At 67.4% G+C, this 12,468-nt stretch carries 14 protein-coding genes; 9 read left to right on the plus strand and 5 right to left on the minus strand.

Going from position 1 to position 12,468, the window contains the following annotated elements; translation table 11 throughout:
- Nucleotides 1-51 precede the first annotated feature (51 nt).
- The 4 genes from P6281_RS12645 to P6281_RS12660 all read right to left on the minus strand — a co-directional run bounded on the left by P6281_RS12645 (nt 52) and on the right by P6281_RS12660 (nt 5,353).
- Entirely contained in the window at nt 52-1,215 is a 1,164-nt protein-coding gene (locus P6281_RS12645; protein WP_009956988.1) for an LLM class flavin-dependent oxidoreductase, read from the minus strand.
- Between the two features lie 168 nt (nt 1,216-1,383).
- Complete coding sequence (locus P6281_RS12650) at nt 1,384-1,794, minus strand: hypothetical protein (protein ID WP_038538645.1); 411 nt, start codon at nt 1,792-1,794, stop codon at nt 1,384-1,386.
- A 419-nt stretch (nt 1,795-2,213) separates the two neighbouring features.
- Nucleotides 2,214-4,502 carry an isocitrate lyase ICL2 gene (aceA, locus tag P6281_RS12655; protein ID WP_008256786.1) on the minus strand — a complete coding sequence of 763 codons (2,289 nt, stop codon included), beginning with the start codon at nt 4,500-4,502 and terminating at the stop codon, nt 2,214-2,216.
- Between the two features lie 137 nt (nt 4,503-4,639).
- A complete protein-coding gene (locus tag P6281_RS12660) occupies nt 4,640-5,353 on the minus strand; it encodes an MBL fold metallo-hydrolase (RefSeq protein ID WP_014384706.1) in 714 nt (237 codons plus the stop codon).
- Between the two features lie 91 nt (nt 5,354-5,444).
- Between P6281_RS12660 and P6281_RS12665 the strand changes: the two genes are divergently transcribed.
- From P6281_RS12665 to P6281_RS12680, 4 genes are all read left to right on the plus strand, one after another.
- Nucleotides 5,445-5,771: an ArsR/SmtB family transcription factor gene (locus tag P6281_RS12665; RefSeq protein ID WP_009955976.1), complete on the plus strand. Its 327-nt coding sequence runs from the start codon at nt 5,445-5,447 to the stop codon at nt 5,769-5,771.
- Nucleotides 5,768-6,184 carry an SRPBCC family protein gene (locus tag P6281_RS12670; RefSeq protein WP_014384707.1) on the plus strand — a complete coding sequence of 139 codons (417 nt, stop codon included), beginning with the start codon at nt 5,768-5,770 and terminating at the stop codon, nt 6,182-6,184. Before P6281_RS12665 ends, P6281_RS12670 begins: the two co-directional genes overlap by 4 nt.
- A 36-nt stretch (nt 6,185-6,220) precedes the next feature.
- Nucleotides 6,221-6,667, plus strand: coding sequence for an SRPBCC family protein (locus tag P6281_RS12675; protein ID WP_009955978.1), 447 nt, complete (start codon nt 6,221-6,223; stop codon nt 6,665-6,667).
- A 62-nt stretch (nt 6,668-6,729) separates the two neighbouring features.
- A complete protein-coding gene (locus tag P6281_RS12680; protein WP_043954846.1) occupies nt 6,730-7,332 on the plus strand; it encodes a YbhB/YbcL family Raf kinase inhibitor-like protein in 603 nt (200 codons plus the stop codon).
- A 10-nt stretch (nt 7,333-7,342) separates the two neighbouring features.
- Here the strand turns inward: P6281_RS12680 and P6281_RS12685 are convergent, their stop codons facing one another.
- Nucleotides 7,343-8,911 (minus strand): phytoene desaturase family protein, encoded by a 1,569-nt coding sequence (locus P6281_RS12685; protein ID WP_014384709.1) that lies wholly within the window; start codon nt 8,909-8,911, stop codon nt 7,343-7,345.
- 103 nt (nt 8,912-9,014) lie between these two features.
- On the opposite strand from P6281_RS12685, the gene P6281_RS12690 reads away from it, so the two are divergent.
- The 5 genes from P6281_RS12690 (at nt 9,015) to P6281_RS12710 (ending at nt 12,403) form a co-directional block, all read left to right on the plus strand.
- A complete protein-coding gene (locus P6281_RS12690) occupies nt 9,015-9,614 on the plus strand; it encodes a TetR/AcrR family transcriptional regulator (protein WP_036459045.1) in 600 nt (199 codons plus the stop codon).
- 188 nt (nt 9,615-9,802) lie between these two features.
- Complete coding sequence (locus P6281_RS12695; RefSeq protein ID WP_008256803.1) at nt 9,803-10,195, plus strand: tautomerase family protein; 393 nt, start codon at nt 9,803-9,805, stop codon at nt 10,193-10,195.
- 8 nt (nt 10,196-10,203) lie between these two features.
- Nucleotides 10,204-11,175 carry an NAD(P)H-dependent flavin oxidoreductase gene (locus P6281_RS12700; protein WP_197748743.1) on the plus strand — a complete coding sequence of 324 codons (972 nt, stop codon included), beginning with the start codon at nt 10,204-10,206 and terminating at the stop codon, nt 11,173-11,175.
- 104 nt (nt 11,176-11,279) lie between these two features.
- Nucleotides 11,280-11,909, plus strand: coding sequence for a nitroreductase family protein (locus P6281_RS12705; protein WP_009955986.1), 630 nt, complete (start codon nt 11,280-11,282; stop codon nt 11,907-11,909).
- A complete protein-coding gene (locus P6281_RS12710; protein ID WP_009955988.1) occupies nt 11,909-12,403 on the plus strand; it encodes an SRPBCC family protein in 495 nt (164 codons plus the stop codon). Before P6281_RS12705 ends, P6281_RS12710 begins: the two co-directional genes overlap by 1 nt.
- The last annotated feature ends 65 nt before the right edge of the window (nt 12,404-12,468 follow it).

A 12,468-nucleotide genomic window follows, 5' to 3' on the forward strand; every position in this document is an offset into this window, starting at 1 on the left:
AAATATGCGGTCCGCGAAGCACACTCGCGCGGCGGTTGGGTCGGTAAGCCGTTACTTGGACTCGACCTCGTCCTGATACTTCTTGGTCATGTGCGCGACCGCATCGAGCTGCGACTGCGCGAGGCTCTCCCGCGCCTGCCCGGCGCGCGCCGCCGCGTCCAGCGTCGGCTGAGCCTGGCCCTGAAAGTGCGGCATCACTTCGGCGGCGAACAATTCGGCGGATCGCCTGGTGGCGGCCGGATTCGCCCACTCGTGACCCATCTGCAGCATGCAACCGAACCCGCCGGACTGATCCCACAGCCTTTGCACCTGCTCGCGCGCCCGCTCGGGCGTGCCGATCACGCCCGCGCCGTTGTCGTTGATGACGTCGATCATCTCGTCGAGCTGTTCTCCCGGCATCGTCATCTGCGGGAACGCGGCCACCTTCTGGAAGTACCGGAACCACGGCTCGATGCCGAACTTGACCTCTTCGCGGGCCTGCTTTTCTGTCTCGGCGAGATGGAACAGGCCGACCAGGCTCCAGTTGCGGCGATCGACCTGCGCGCCGAAGGTCGCCGCGCGCTCCTCGACGATGTCCCAGTGGTACGACAGCGCGTTGAAGCCCTCGACGGTCAGCGTCGCCCCGATGGACAGCAGCCCGATGCCGTGCTTGCCGGCCAGCCGCGCCCCCGTCGGCGACGCGACCGCGGCGACCGACAGCGGGATCCCGCCATCGGAGTACGGGGCGAGCTGCAACCTGGCGTCGAACAGCTGATGGGTTGCCGTTTTGGCGCTGACCGTCTCCCCCGCCAGCAGCCGCACGACGATGTCGAGGTTCGTTTCCAGCAACTCGCGCGTGTCGGTGGGGGTGAGTCCGATCATCGACGAGTCGCTGGGCAGCGAGCCCGGCCCGACACCGCCGATGATGCGGCCGTGGGTGAGATGGTCCAGCAGCATCAGCCGATCCGCGACCCACAGCGGATTGTGATACGAGAGCGAAATCACCCCGGTGCCGAACCGGATTCGCTTTGCACGTTCGGCGGCGGCGGCGATGAAAATCTCCGGGGAGCTGATGATTTCGCTTCCGGCGGAATGGTGCTCGCCTAACCAGACTTCGTCAAAGCCAAGGGCGTCGAGATGCTCGATGAACGCGAGATCACGCTGCAGGGCCAGCGTCGGATTGGTGCCCGCGCGATGAAAGGGGGCGATGAAGTATCCAAACCTGAGCTTGCCCATGGGATCCCTTTGCAGTCGAGTCCCCCGAACCATAGCTCAACGGGCGCTGCGGGAAGCCAGAAAAAACCCGAGAGTTATCAGCCGGTGGGGCCAGGTAACCATGGCCCCACCGGCTAGCGAAACAAGTCTGGGACTTCGAACTAGAACGGGCTCAACGCCAGTGGCTGATCACGGGTAGCCGCCGCAGACGTTGCCGACGCACCCGCCGCCACCGCCCGGGCCACCGCCGCCACCGCCGACGCCGGGGATGCTGCCGCCGCCGCCACCGGGACCGCCGCCGCCGGTCGGGCCGCCGGGGACGCTGCCGCCGCCGCCACCGGGACCGCCGCCGCCGGTCGGGCCGCCGGGCACGCTGCCGCCGCCGCCACCGGGGCCACCGCCCCCGGTCGGGCCGCCGGGCACGTTGCCGCCGCCGCCTTCACCGGGCGCAGTGGAGGGCGCGACGCTCGACGAGGGCGTGGTCGTCGGGGTGGTGGTGCTGCTCGGGCCCTCTTTATGACCGCCGCCGCAGCCGACCGCCAGTACGAGCATGGCCGCGCCGCCGAAAAGGGCGACCGTTGTCCTCGGTCCAGATCCCATCAGATCCCCCAATCTCCACTTGCGCCACACCGCGGCGCCCACTGTTTGTTACCCAGGGGCGTCGGCGCGCAAACTACTTCCGGCGCCGAGATTGCGACGGGAAAAGGATGGCCGTCACGCGGGTGGGCGTGGCCGGCCGGGAAAGTGGAGCGTGCGCGATCCCGTGGAGCGGAGCCGCAGCGGCACAAGGGAATCTGGCGAACGCGGGAACATGACCATCGAGGCTTTTAAAAGCCGATGGCCCATCTCGGGCCTATGGACCATCGGCGAAACAAATCGTATCCGGGTGCGGGCCTTCCCGTGGGCGAAATGTCTGACTCGTAAATTAGAAAATTCCTTATATTCACTAAGTAGACCGTCTTCCGATCGGGCGTGGGCCGCGCGCAAGCCTGTGACCAGGGCCGCAGCCGAAACCGCGGCTACCCCTCCTTGGTGATCAGCTTGCGCAGCGCCACGCGGTCGGGCTTAAGCAGTTCGGCGATGCGGGGCTGATTCACCTCGGCGACGATGATCTCGCCGACCTCCTGGTAGACCTCGCTGAAGATGCCGTGGGATTTCATCTTCGAGGTCTGATACAGGTTGTCCTCGGTCGGCGTCACATAGATCACCCCGTCGGCCTTGAAGCGGTGCACCAGCCAGAGGTGGATCAAGGTCATCAGCCGCTTCTGCCGGAGCTTCTCCGCGAAGGTGTTCTGGTCGCGCACCTGAAGGATGCTGCGGCCGTGCCGGTCCTTGATCGGGTCGACGACCACGTTGGCCAGCTGCTCGTCGTCGTTCCCGTAGATGCCGAGTTCGAGCACGTCCGAGCCGGCCCGGCGGGGCCGCAGTTGCACCCGCAGTTTCTCGCCGAGGTCGTAGTTCTCGCTCCACATCGCCAGCCACTCCTCGAGCAGCTTCTTCGGCACCTCGGTCTGCACCAGGTGCTGGTGCTGGGTCGAGCCTTCGCCCATCGACTTGGTGGTGGCGGTGCGGCCCGAGGAGGCCGTGAGCGCGGCGTCACTGCGCGGTCCCCCGACGAGGGTTTGCGGTGTGCGGTAAGGAGATTCGACCAGGCGCATCTTGCGCTGCAGGCGGGCCAGCGCCAGCATGCCGTCCTGTTGCAGCGAGGTGGCGAACTCCTCGGCGGCGACGCCGTCGATCTGGTGTCCGCCGTAGGTGATGAAGTTGAAGACGAAACCCATCTTGCCCAGTTCCTCGGGGAACTGCTTCATCTGCTCGTCGGTCATGCCGGTGGTGTCCCAGTTGAACGACGGGGACAGGTTGTAGGCCAGCATCTGGTCGGGGAACTTGGCGTGGATGGCGTCGGCGAACTGCCGGGCGTCGTCCAGGTCGGCGGTCTTGGTCTCCATCCACAAGAGGTCGGCGAACGGCGCGGCCGCCAGCGATTTGGCGATGGCGTACGGGATGCCGCCGCGGATCTGGTAGTAGCCCTCGGGCGTCTTCGAGAGTTCGCAGTCCCAACCGGGGTCGACGCCCAACTCCTTCGCCTTGGCCCTGGCCGAGTAGAGCGAGGCGGTCGCGGCGAACTCTCGCCACTCCTCGGCGCTCATATCGGCCGGTTCGCCCTCGCTGGCGGCGAACGCGAGCACATCGGCGACGGCCTCGCCGTAGGTCATCAGGCCGGCGTCGTCCTCCCAGGCCGCCACGAACCGCGACTCGACTTGGTCGAACAGGTCGTCGATCGACTGTTGACCGTCCTCGCGCCAGGCGTTGACGGCGTCGGAGACCAGGCCCTGGATCCCTTGGCGCTCAAGCCAAGCTGTGGCCTCGGCGTACTCCCCTTCGGGCAGCGCGTACAGCAGGTGGCCGTTGAGGTCTTTGACGCCCAGCTCGTAGAAGCGACGCACCAACGCCAGGAAGCACGACTTGTACGACGGGATCTTGAGGTTGGTGGCTCCGAGCAGGAACGGCTGGTCACGCTCGTCGGCCCGGCTGTCCAGCAGGTTGGCGGCCTCGGCGTCGGTGCGCGCGACGATGATGCCCGGCACCTTCATGATGTCGAGCTGGAAGCGCGCGGTGTTGAGCCGTTTGATCTGTTCGTCGGACGGCACTAACACCTTGCCGCCCTGATGGCCGCACTTCTTGGTGCCGGGGCGCTGGTCCTCGATGTGGTAGCCGGGCACGCCGACCTCGACGAACCGGCGGATCAGGTTGCGCACGTGCGGGTCACCGCCGTGGCCGGTATCAGCGTCGGCGATGATGAACGGCCGGTAGTCGTAGACCGGGGCCGCGGCGCGCTGCTTTTCGCTCATCTGCAGGCGCTGGTATTGCTGGTTGCGGTCGGCGGTCAGCAGGGCGCGCACCAGCACCGCGGCGTCGTCGGGCACCTGGCTTAGCGGGTAGCTGGCGAGGTCGGGTCCGGGATCTTCGGTGGTGGACCCCTTGGCCGAGGTGGCCCAGCCGCCCAGATAGATCCCCTCGATGCCCATCCGCTTCATCGCGACCGCCTGGCCGGGCGAGTACGGGCCGAACGTCGTGATGCTCTTCTTCTGGGCGAACAGCTCGCGCAACCGCTCGTAGAAGGCCGCCGCCGCGTTTCGTGCCACGGTGTAGTCGGTCGGGATGGTGCCGCGCTGCTCGGCTACCTGGCGGGCCGTGTACAGGCGGGTGATCCGGGAAAAGCGCGGATCGTCGAAGTATTGCTGCGTGGCAGCGACCTCGTCGTCGAACGATGGCCGGACTTGTGTGTCCTTGTCGATGATCGCCATGTCTTACGCCCCTCTCCGGCACGACTCCACTGAACGTGAGTCTATCCCCGCGAAGGGCGGTTCAATCAGGAGTCGAAAGACTCGGCTGAAACGGTTGCAAAACTACTGGGGCACAGCGCATTTCGATGGTCCACCGATCACGGGACGCCTCCGCGCCGGGCAAGCCAGTCCCGCTGACGGGCCACGAATGCGGCGTCGACGACCTTGCCGTGGCCCGGGACGTAGATGGCGTCGGGTCCGCCGACGGCGAGCAGTCGCCCGAGGGTGGCCGGCCAGGCCGCCACGTCGGAATCGGCGTCGATCGCCGGGTCGGCGGACTCCTCGACCAGGTCACCTGTGAACACCACCATCCTGTCGCCGGCGTTGGTCGCGGGCGCGATCACCACCAGGTCGGAGGCGGTGTGGCCGCGCCCGAGGTGCGTGATCGTCACCGTCCGATCCCCCAGATCGACGCTGGCGTCGTAGACCCCACGGCGCGGAGGGCGTAGCGCGGCGATCGCCGCGTCCACCTCAGTGGCGTCGGCGCCGTACCGCAGCGCCTCGGCGCGGATCTGGTCGGTCGCCGATCGGAGGTGCCCGACGACCTCGGGCGCGCAGTAGATCTTCGCGCGGCCGAAGAACGATGAGCCCAGGACGTGGTCGAAGTGCTTGTGCGTCAACACGATATGGCTCACCGGCCGCCCGGCAAGCCGTCGGACGTCGGCGTCGATGGCGGCGGCCTCGGCCAGCGTGGTACCCGAGTCGACGAGCAGCGTTCCGGTGCGGCCGCGCACCAGGCCGATCGTGACATCGCAGAACGGGAGCCGGCAGCGGTGCACGCCGCCGGACAGCGTTTCCCAGCCGAAATGCACACCAGCAACGTAGCGGCCACGCGTGGGCTGCGCCGGCGGTGCGCCGGGACGATGTGTCGGAAATAGTTGACATGTCGGGATTGTCCGACATATGTTGTCGACCGTGACTGGCGTCGATCGCGTCTTTCTCGCCTTGGCCAACCCGGTGCGGCGTGAACTGCTGGAGATCCTGTTCCGGCAACCATTGTCGGCCGGGGAGCTCAGCGAGCGGTTCGAACTCAGCCGGCCCGCGGTCGCCGAGCATCTCAAGGTGTTGCGTGACGCGAGGCTGGTGGCCGACGAGCCGCGTGGGCGCCATCGGATCTATCACCTGACCGCGGAGCCCCTGGCGGAGCTGGGTGAGTGGCTTCATCCGTTCGAGAAGTTCTGGCGTGCCCGGCTTGCCCGGCTCGCCGAGGTGGCAGAGGAGCTGGAATGACCGCAACGTCACGGTTCGCGACGATCCGGGTGGATCAATTCGTCGCGGCGCCACCGGAGAAGGTGTGGCGGTTGCTCACCGAACCCGCCCTGATGAAACTCTGGTGGGCCGAGGGGCAGGTGGCCGCGGTGGTGGGACACACGTTCACGCTCGACATGCCGGGCTATGGCCAGCAGCCGTGCACGGTGCTCGAGGTCGACGCGCCGCACCGCTTCGTCTACACGTTCACCGCGGCCTGGACGCTGACTTGGCGGCTGGAAGCCGAAGGCGACGGCACGCGAGTGTTCTTGGAGCACAGCGGCTTTGACCTCGACGACGGCCGCATGGCGCAGGCCTTCGAACGCATGGGACCCGGCTGGCGCGACGTGGTCCTCCCCCGGCTCACGCGGGTTGTCGCTCACGTGAGCCCCTAGGGTTTCGAGCGACGTCGCACCGGCTATCTCCCCGAGATGGCTATCACCGATTCCCGCGAAGTCGTCATCGAAGCGACGCCCGACGAAATCCTGGATGTGCTGTTCGACCTCGAGTCGTTGACCGAATGGTCGTCGGCGCACAAAAAGGTCGAGGTGCTCGAGCGGGACGACCAAAACCATCCGACCCGATCCAGACAGGTGGTCAAACTCGTCGGCGTCAGCGACGAACAGGAGCTCGCCTACACCGTTCACGACGATGGCGTCGGCTGGACCCTGATCAGCTCCAAACAGCAACGCGCTCAGGAGGGCCGGTACACGTTGACTCCCGAGGGGGACTCCACCCGGGTCCGCTTCGACCTCACCGTCGACCTGGTGGCGCCCGTTCCCGGATTCCTGGTCAAGAGGGGTGCCAAAACCCTCATGGACACGGCCACCGAGGGATTGCGCAAGCGGGTACTGGAAGTCGAGAAGCGCGCCAAGTAGCCGCGGCCCTCACCCCGAAACGGGTGCTTTCGCGGCGCGCCCGCGCGGGTCAGACTGTTTTCATGGACTCGTCGCACGTGTTTCGCCGAACCGCAGCGCTCATCGGAGCAGCGGTGCTGCTGGGGCCGCTGACCGGCTGCGGCGGAACTGGGGATAGCCACCCGACGTCGTCTCCGGCGCCGAAGGTCACGACGCTGGGCAAGACGGCGCCGAAGGCGCCCGCCGGAGGCTCATTGACGATCAGCAGCCCGGCCTTCGCCGACGGTGCGCCGATTCCGGTGCAGTACACCTGCAAGGGCGCCGACGTCGCACCGCCGTTGGTGTGGTCGGCGCCGCTGGGTGCGGCCCTCGTCGTCGACGATCCCGACGCCCCGGCCGGGTTGTACGTCCACTGGGTGGTGATCGGAATCGCCCCCGGGCCCGGCAGCACGGCCGAGGGCCAAACCCCAGCCGGCGCAACCACTCTGCCGAACACGGCCGGCCAGTCGGCGTATCAGGGTCCCTGTCCCCCGAACGGAACAGGCACGCATCGTTACCGGTTCACCCTCTATCAGCTTCCCAATGACTACCAGCTGCCCGGCGGCCTGGCGGGCGTGCAGGCCGCGCAGACGATCGCCGGCGCCGCGACCGCGCAGGCGCAGCTCGTCGGGGCGTTCGGCGGCTGATCGGCTCGCCTCAGGACGCGTCGTCGAGCACCTGGTAGCCGGCGTTGTACCCCGGGGTGAAGGTGATGCCCGGTCCGCCATGGCAGCCGGCGCCGGCGAGGTAGAGACCGTCGATCGGAATGGGTAGATCGAGGAAGCCGCGCGGTCCGGGTCGGTTGGGCCCCATCAGGTCTGGGTGCAAAAGCCCGTGGCAGAAGTCGCCGTCGGGCGCACCGAACATAGTGTTCATGTGGTAAGGCGCGAACGTGATGTGGCGTATCACGATGTCCTTGAAGTTCGGTGCCAACCTGGTGATCTTGTCGATAACCCGTTGCGCCATCTCATTTTTGAGGCGCCCGTGCTGACCGCGGTCGGATTCGACCGGAAACGCGTAGGCGAACGCGCTCGCCGCGTGCTTGCCCGGCGGCGCCATGGCGGGGTCGTGGACCGACGGGATCTGCATGCCCATCGACGGATCGTCCGGGACGATGCCCCGCCGGCAGTTCTCCCAGTGCAGCTGTTGGGATTCGGGCGACCCGAAGATGCCGATGGACTGTTGCATGCCGTCGTCGTTGAGAAACTCGTACGGTGGGGCGAATTCGGGCAGCCCGTCCAGGGCGAAGTGGATCTGCACGAACGAGGCGCGGTGGTCGCGGCCGGATACCCGCGAGACGAGCTCCGCGGGAACGTGTTCTGGTGCGATGAGGTCGGTGAGGGTGACATCGGGTGACAGGTTGGACACCACGATCGGCGCCGAAATCGTCGACCCGTCGCGCAGCCGCACGCCGGTCACCTTCTGCCGGTCGACGAGGATCTGCTCGGCCTTGGTGCGGAAGCGGATCTCGCCGCCGTGGGAGACGAAGAGCTCGCGCAGGTGCTCGGTGAGGGCGCCGATGCCGCCCTTGAGCTTGGTCATCATCGCGGTGCTGCCGTCGGGCACCGCCAGCGCGAACGCCAAACATGTTGCGCTGCCCGGTGTATACGGACCGCGGTAGGTCGAGTTGACGGCCAGGAACGCCAGCATCCCGCGCATGACCGCGTGCTTTTCCCGGTCGGGCAGATAGCGGTCGATCACGTCCATCGCCGAGCCGAAGAGCATGTCGTGAATGGCACGGCGTTCGGCGTCGTTGGTCGCGCAGGCATACATTTCGTCCAGGGTCTTCGGCCGTTGGCGGACGTCGAAGCGGCCGAGCGCCTTCGCCGGTGCCTGGCTCCACCCGATCAGTTCGGCCATGCCCGTGACGGCCTCGACTCCGTGTTTCTCGCCCAGATGCGTCATCAGTCGCATCGGGTCGCGATAGAAGATCATCGGCTCTTCGCCGTGGTCGCCGATGTTTGTCGACATCACCTCGGGCTCCACCGCCGGCAGCGTGTCGAGGCCGAGGTCTTTGGTGAGCTGGCTTGCCATCGGGAACTGCACCGACCCGGCGATCTCGTATCGGAAGCCGTCGATCAATTCGACCGTCGCGGCCATGCCGCCCGCATAGGTGTTGGCCTCCAGGCACACGGTGCGCAGTCCCGCGCGTTGCAGGATCGCCGCCGCGGTCAGCCCGTTGTGTCCCGCCCCCACCACGATCGCGTCGTAATGATTTGTGCTCATGGTTCTCGCCTCCGTCGGGTACCCCGTGCAGAATATGTCAGTACTGACATAATTGGAAGATGTCAGTAGTGACCACTTCGGCTGGGATACCATCTCCCCTGAGATGACCGCCTCGGGCAACCGTCACGAACAACGACGACGATCGACGCATGAGGCCCTACGTCGCGCGGCGTTGAAGAGCTTCGCGCGCAAGGGCTTTGCGAATGTCACCGTCACCGAGTTGGCGCGCGAGGCCGGCGTCACCGAGCGCACCTTCTTCCGGCACTTCCCCACCAAGGAAGCCGTCCTGTTCCAGGATTACGAGACGCAGCTGGAATGGCTGGCCGAGGCGCTCGCGCAACGCCCGTCGTCGGAGTCGTTGTTCGATGCGGTGCTGGCGAGTGTGTCGGCGTTCCCGCACGACCTCGAGGTGGTTCGTCAGGCGGCGACGGCGCGCGCGGAGCTGATCAGCGCCGAGCGGATCGCGGGCCACCTGCGAGTGGTGCAGTCCTCGTTCGCCGGCGTGCTCGCCGACTTCGTCAGGAAGCGCAATCCGGATACGGCGGACATCGACCTGGCGGCCGAGGTCGCGGGTTCTGCGCTGGCCGCGGCCTTGGTTGCGGCAGTGGAGAATTGGGGCCGCAAGGGTTGTGCGGGCGACCTCGGCGCAGACGTGGCCGCAAGCCTGGATCTGGTGCGCTCCGGTCTGGCGCGGCTCGCCTGAGCGACCCTGCAGTTCCCGCGCGCTATTCCCCGCCTCGACAAAGCGGCGCGGCACGGCGTAGCGACCGCTTCGAAGACGCGAGTTCATGAGCGATGTGTCGCAGCACGCATCTCACGAGGGATTTCCGCGGGCCTACCGTCTGTTGGTGTAGACGTCGAGATCCACGATCCACTCCGGATGGAGGACACATGCCGCTGTTGTACATCGACCTGATCGAGGGCCGCTCGCCGTCGGAGGTTCGGGCGCTGCTGGACGCGATCCACGAGACCGTGGTCGAAGCGTTCGGTGTTCCCGAGCGTGATCGCTATCAGGTGGTCCGCACTCATCCGGCCCACGAGGTCATAGCGCTGGACACCGGTCTCGGCATCGACCGCTCGGCGCGGCAGGTCATCCTGCACGTGGTCAGCAGGCGACGTCCGCGCGAACTCAAGCAGAAGTTCTACGAACTGCTGGCGTCCCGCCTCGCCGGCCGGTGCGGACTCGACCCGGCGGACTTGATCGTCTCGGTCACCGAAAACAACGATGAGAACTGGTCTTTCGGCCACGGCCGCGCACAGTTCCTCACCGGTGAGCTGAAGTGAGCGACATCGTGCCGTTGCGGACCCGCCTGACGGAATTCTTCGGTATCGAGCAGCCCGTCCTGCTCGCGCCGATGGCCCTGGTCTCCGGGGGTCGGCTCGCGGCGGCGGTGACCGGGGCGGGCGGCCTGGGCCTGCTCGGCGGGGGCTACGGCGATCCCGAATGGCTGCAGCGCGAATTCGACAACGCCGACAGCGCCCGGATCGGATGCGGGTTCATCACCTGGAGCCTGGCGGGCAACCCGCGGGCGCTCGACATCGCGCTCGCCCACCAACCCGCGGCGATCATGTTGTCCTTCGGCGACTTACGGCCGTTCGCCGATCGCATCCACGCGGCGGGCGTCCCGCTCATCGCTCAGGTGCAAAACCTCGACCAGGCGCGCCGGGCCGTGGACGCCGGGGCGGAGGTCATCGTCGCGCAGGGCAGCGAAGCCGGCGGACATGGAATGAGCGGGCGGACGACGTTCACATTGGTGCCCGAGGTGGTCGATTTCGTGGCCGAACGCTCACCCGACACGCTGGTGGCGGCCGCCGGCGGCGTCGTCGACGGCCGCGGATTGGCGGCCGCGCTGGCGCTGGGCGCCGACGGCGCGGTCGTGGGTAGCAGGTTGTGGGCGTCGCCGGAGGCATTGGTGTCACCGCGTGCGCAGCGGCGGGCCGTCGCGGCCTGTGGCGACGACACCGTGCGCACCCGGGTCTATGACGTTGTGCGCCGCCTCGATTGGCCCGCCGGATACGACGCGCGGGCGCTGGGCAACGCGTTCCTCGCCACCTGGCACGGTCGCGAACCCGAGCTGACGGCCCAGCTACCCCAAGCGGTCGCCGACTACGAAAAAGCCGTTGCCGCAGAGGATTTCGATACCGCGGCGATCCTGACCGGCGAAGGCGTGGGACGCGTTCGCGACGTCCGTCCCGCCGCTGACATCGTCGCCGACATGGTCGCCGAGGCCGCACACATCCTCAATCGGCGGGCGAGGGCCTAGACAGCCGAGCTCGGGGTCTGGTTTGCTCAGCTCGACACCTCAACTTCACGTCGCGATGATGGGCCGCACCTTTAACCACCCCCGCCGACACATCTAAGGATCCCATGGACATCGCCACCGTCGACGAACTGCTGAGCACCACCCGGTCGGTGCGCAAACGGCTCGACCTCACCCGGCCGGTCGGCCGCGACGTGATCCTGGAGTGCATCCAGCTGGCGATGCAGGCGCCCACGGCGAGCAACACGCAGGATTGGCGCTGGCTGGTGATCACGGACCCCGACAAACGCGCGGCCATCGCCGAGATCTACCGCAGCATCGGCGCGCAGTACCTGGCGTACGCGGCCGACAACGCGACGGATCCGCAGACGCAGCGGGTGTACCGGAGCGCGATGAGCTTGACCGAAACGCTCGGGCAAGTCCCGGTGCACGTCATCCCCTGCCTTAACCAGCGCATCGACACCGCGGAACCGGGCATCGCTGCCGCGGCGTGGGCGTCGATCATCCCGGCCGGCTGGAGCTTTCTGCTGGCGCTCCGCTCGCGCGGGCTGGGATCGGTGTGGACGACGATGCACCTGTTCAAGGAGCGCGAGGTGGCCGAGCTGCTGGGCATCCCACCCACCGTCACGCAGGCCGCGCTGTTCCCCGTCGCGTACACGATCGGCACCGACTTCCGGCCGGCCGCACGCCCGCCGGCGGCGACCATCACGTTCTGGGATGGCTGGGGGGAAGGCTGATGCAGTCCTACACCGTGCGATTCCACATCGACGCTCCGCCGCGGAAGGTCTGGCGGGCGCTGCATCCGCCGGCCCCGCCGAACGCCCCGCGCCCCCGGGTGCTCGAGTGGCCGACCGGCAGCATGGAAATCCTCAACGAGGGCAACGAGGCCGGTGAGGGCCTGGTCCGCACGTGTGTCTTCGAAGTGCCCAAATACCTGCTCACCGGCGGCCGGGCGCGTTCCTGGGAAACCGTGACCGAAGCCGAGATCGACAAGCTGTCGCGTTACGTGGCCGTCGGCGCGCCGCTGTGGTCGCGCGCCGAGGGGTATCACCAGCTCGAGGAGCAGCCCGACGGCACCACCGTGCTGACGTTCCACGAGACGTATCGCGCCTACAACCCCGTGCTGCGCTTCCTCCTCGAACGCCCGGTCTACGCGAAGATTTCCCGTGACAACCTCGAGACGTACGAGCATGCGCTCGCCCGCGCGGGCCGGGTCCGGCGTCTCGTCTAGCCGTTCTTTGCTGCCGGGTTCATTTCACAACGACATGAATTAGGTACTTGGCCCCGGTACCCTCG

It is taken from the genome of Mycobacterium sp. 5-140-3-2 (genome assembly GCF_035666375.1).
In the GTDB taxonomy this organism is placed as follows: domain Bacteria; phylum Actinomycetota; class Actinomycetes; order Mycobacteriales; family Mycobacteriaceae; genus Mycobacterium; species Mycobacterium intracellulare.

Coding starts and splice junctions, on each gene's coding strand:
- P6281_RS12685 (WP_014384709.1), bottom strand. CDS start 8,911: ATGAGCACAAATCATTACGACGCGATCGTGGTGGGGGCGGGACACAAC.
- P6281_RS12690 (WP_036459045.1), top strand. CDS start 9,015: ATGACCGCCTCGGGCAACCGTCACGAACAACGACGACGATCGACGCAT.
- P6281_RS12710 (WP_009955988.1), top strand. CDS start 11,909: ATGCAGTCCTACACCGTGCGATTCCACATCGACGCTCCGCCGCGGAAG.
- P6281_RS12705 (WP_009955986.1), top strand. CDS start 11,280: ATGGACATCGCCACCGTCGACGAACTGCTGAGCACCACCCGGTCGGTG.
- P6281_RS12675 (WP_009955978.1), top strand. CDS start 6,221: ATGGCTATCACCGATTCCCGCGAAGTCGTCATCGAAGCGACGCCCGAC.
- P6281_RS12695 (WP_008256803.1), top strand. CDS start 9,803: ATGCCGCTGTTGTACATCGACCTGATCGAGGGCCGCTCGCCGTCGGAG.
- P6281_RS12670 (WP_014384707.1), top strand. CDS start 5,768: ATGACCGCAACGTCACGGTTCGCGACGATCCGGGTGGATCAATTCGTC.
- P6281_RS12665 (WP_009955976.1), top strand. CDS start 5,445: ATGTTGTCGACCGTGACTGGCGTCGATCGCGTCTTTCTCGCCTTGGCC.
- P6281_RS12680 (WP_043954846.1), top strand. CDS start 6,730: ATGGACTCGTCGCACGTGTTTCGCCGAACCGCAGCGCTCATCGGAGCA.
- P6281_RS12650 (WP_038538645.1), bottom strand. CDS start 1,794: ATGGGATCTGGACCGAGGACAACGGTCGCCCTTTTCGGCGGCGCGGCC.
- aceA (WP_008256786.1), bottom strand. CDS start 4,502: ATGGCGATCATCGACAAGGACACACAAGTCCGGCCATCGTTCGACGAC.
- P6281_RS12645 (WP_009956988.1), bottom strand. CDS start 1,215: ATGGGCAAGCTCAGGTTTGGATACTTCATCGCCCCCTTTCATCGCGCG.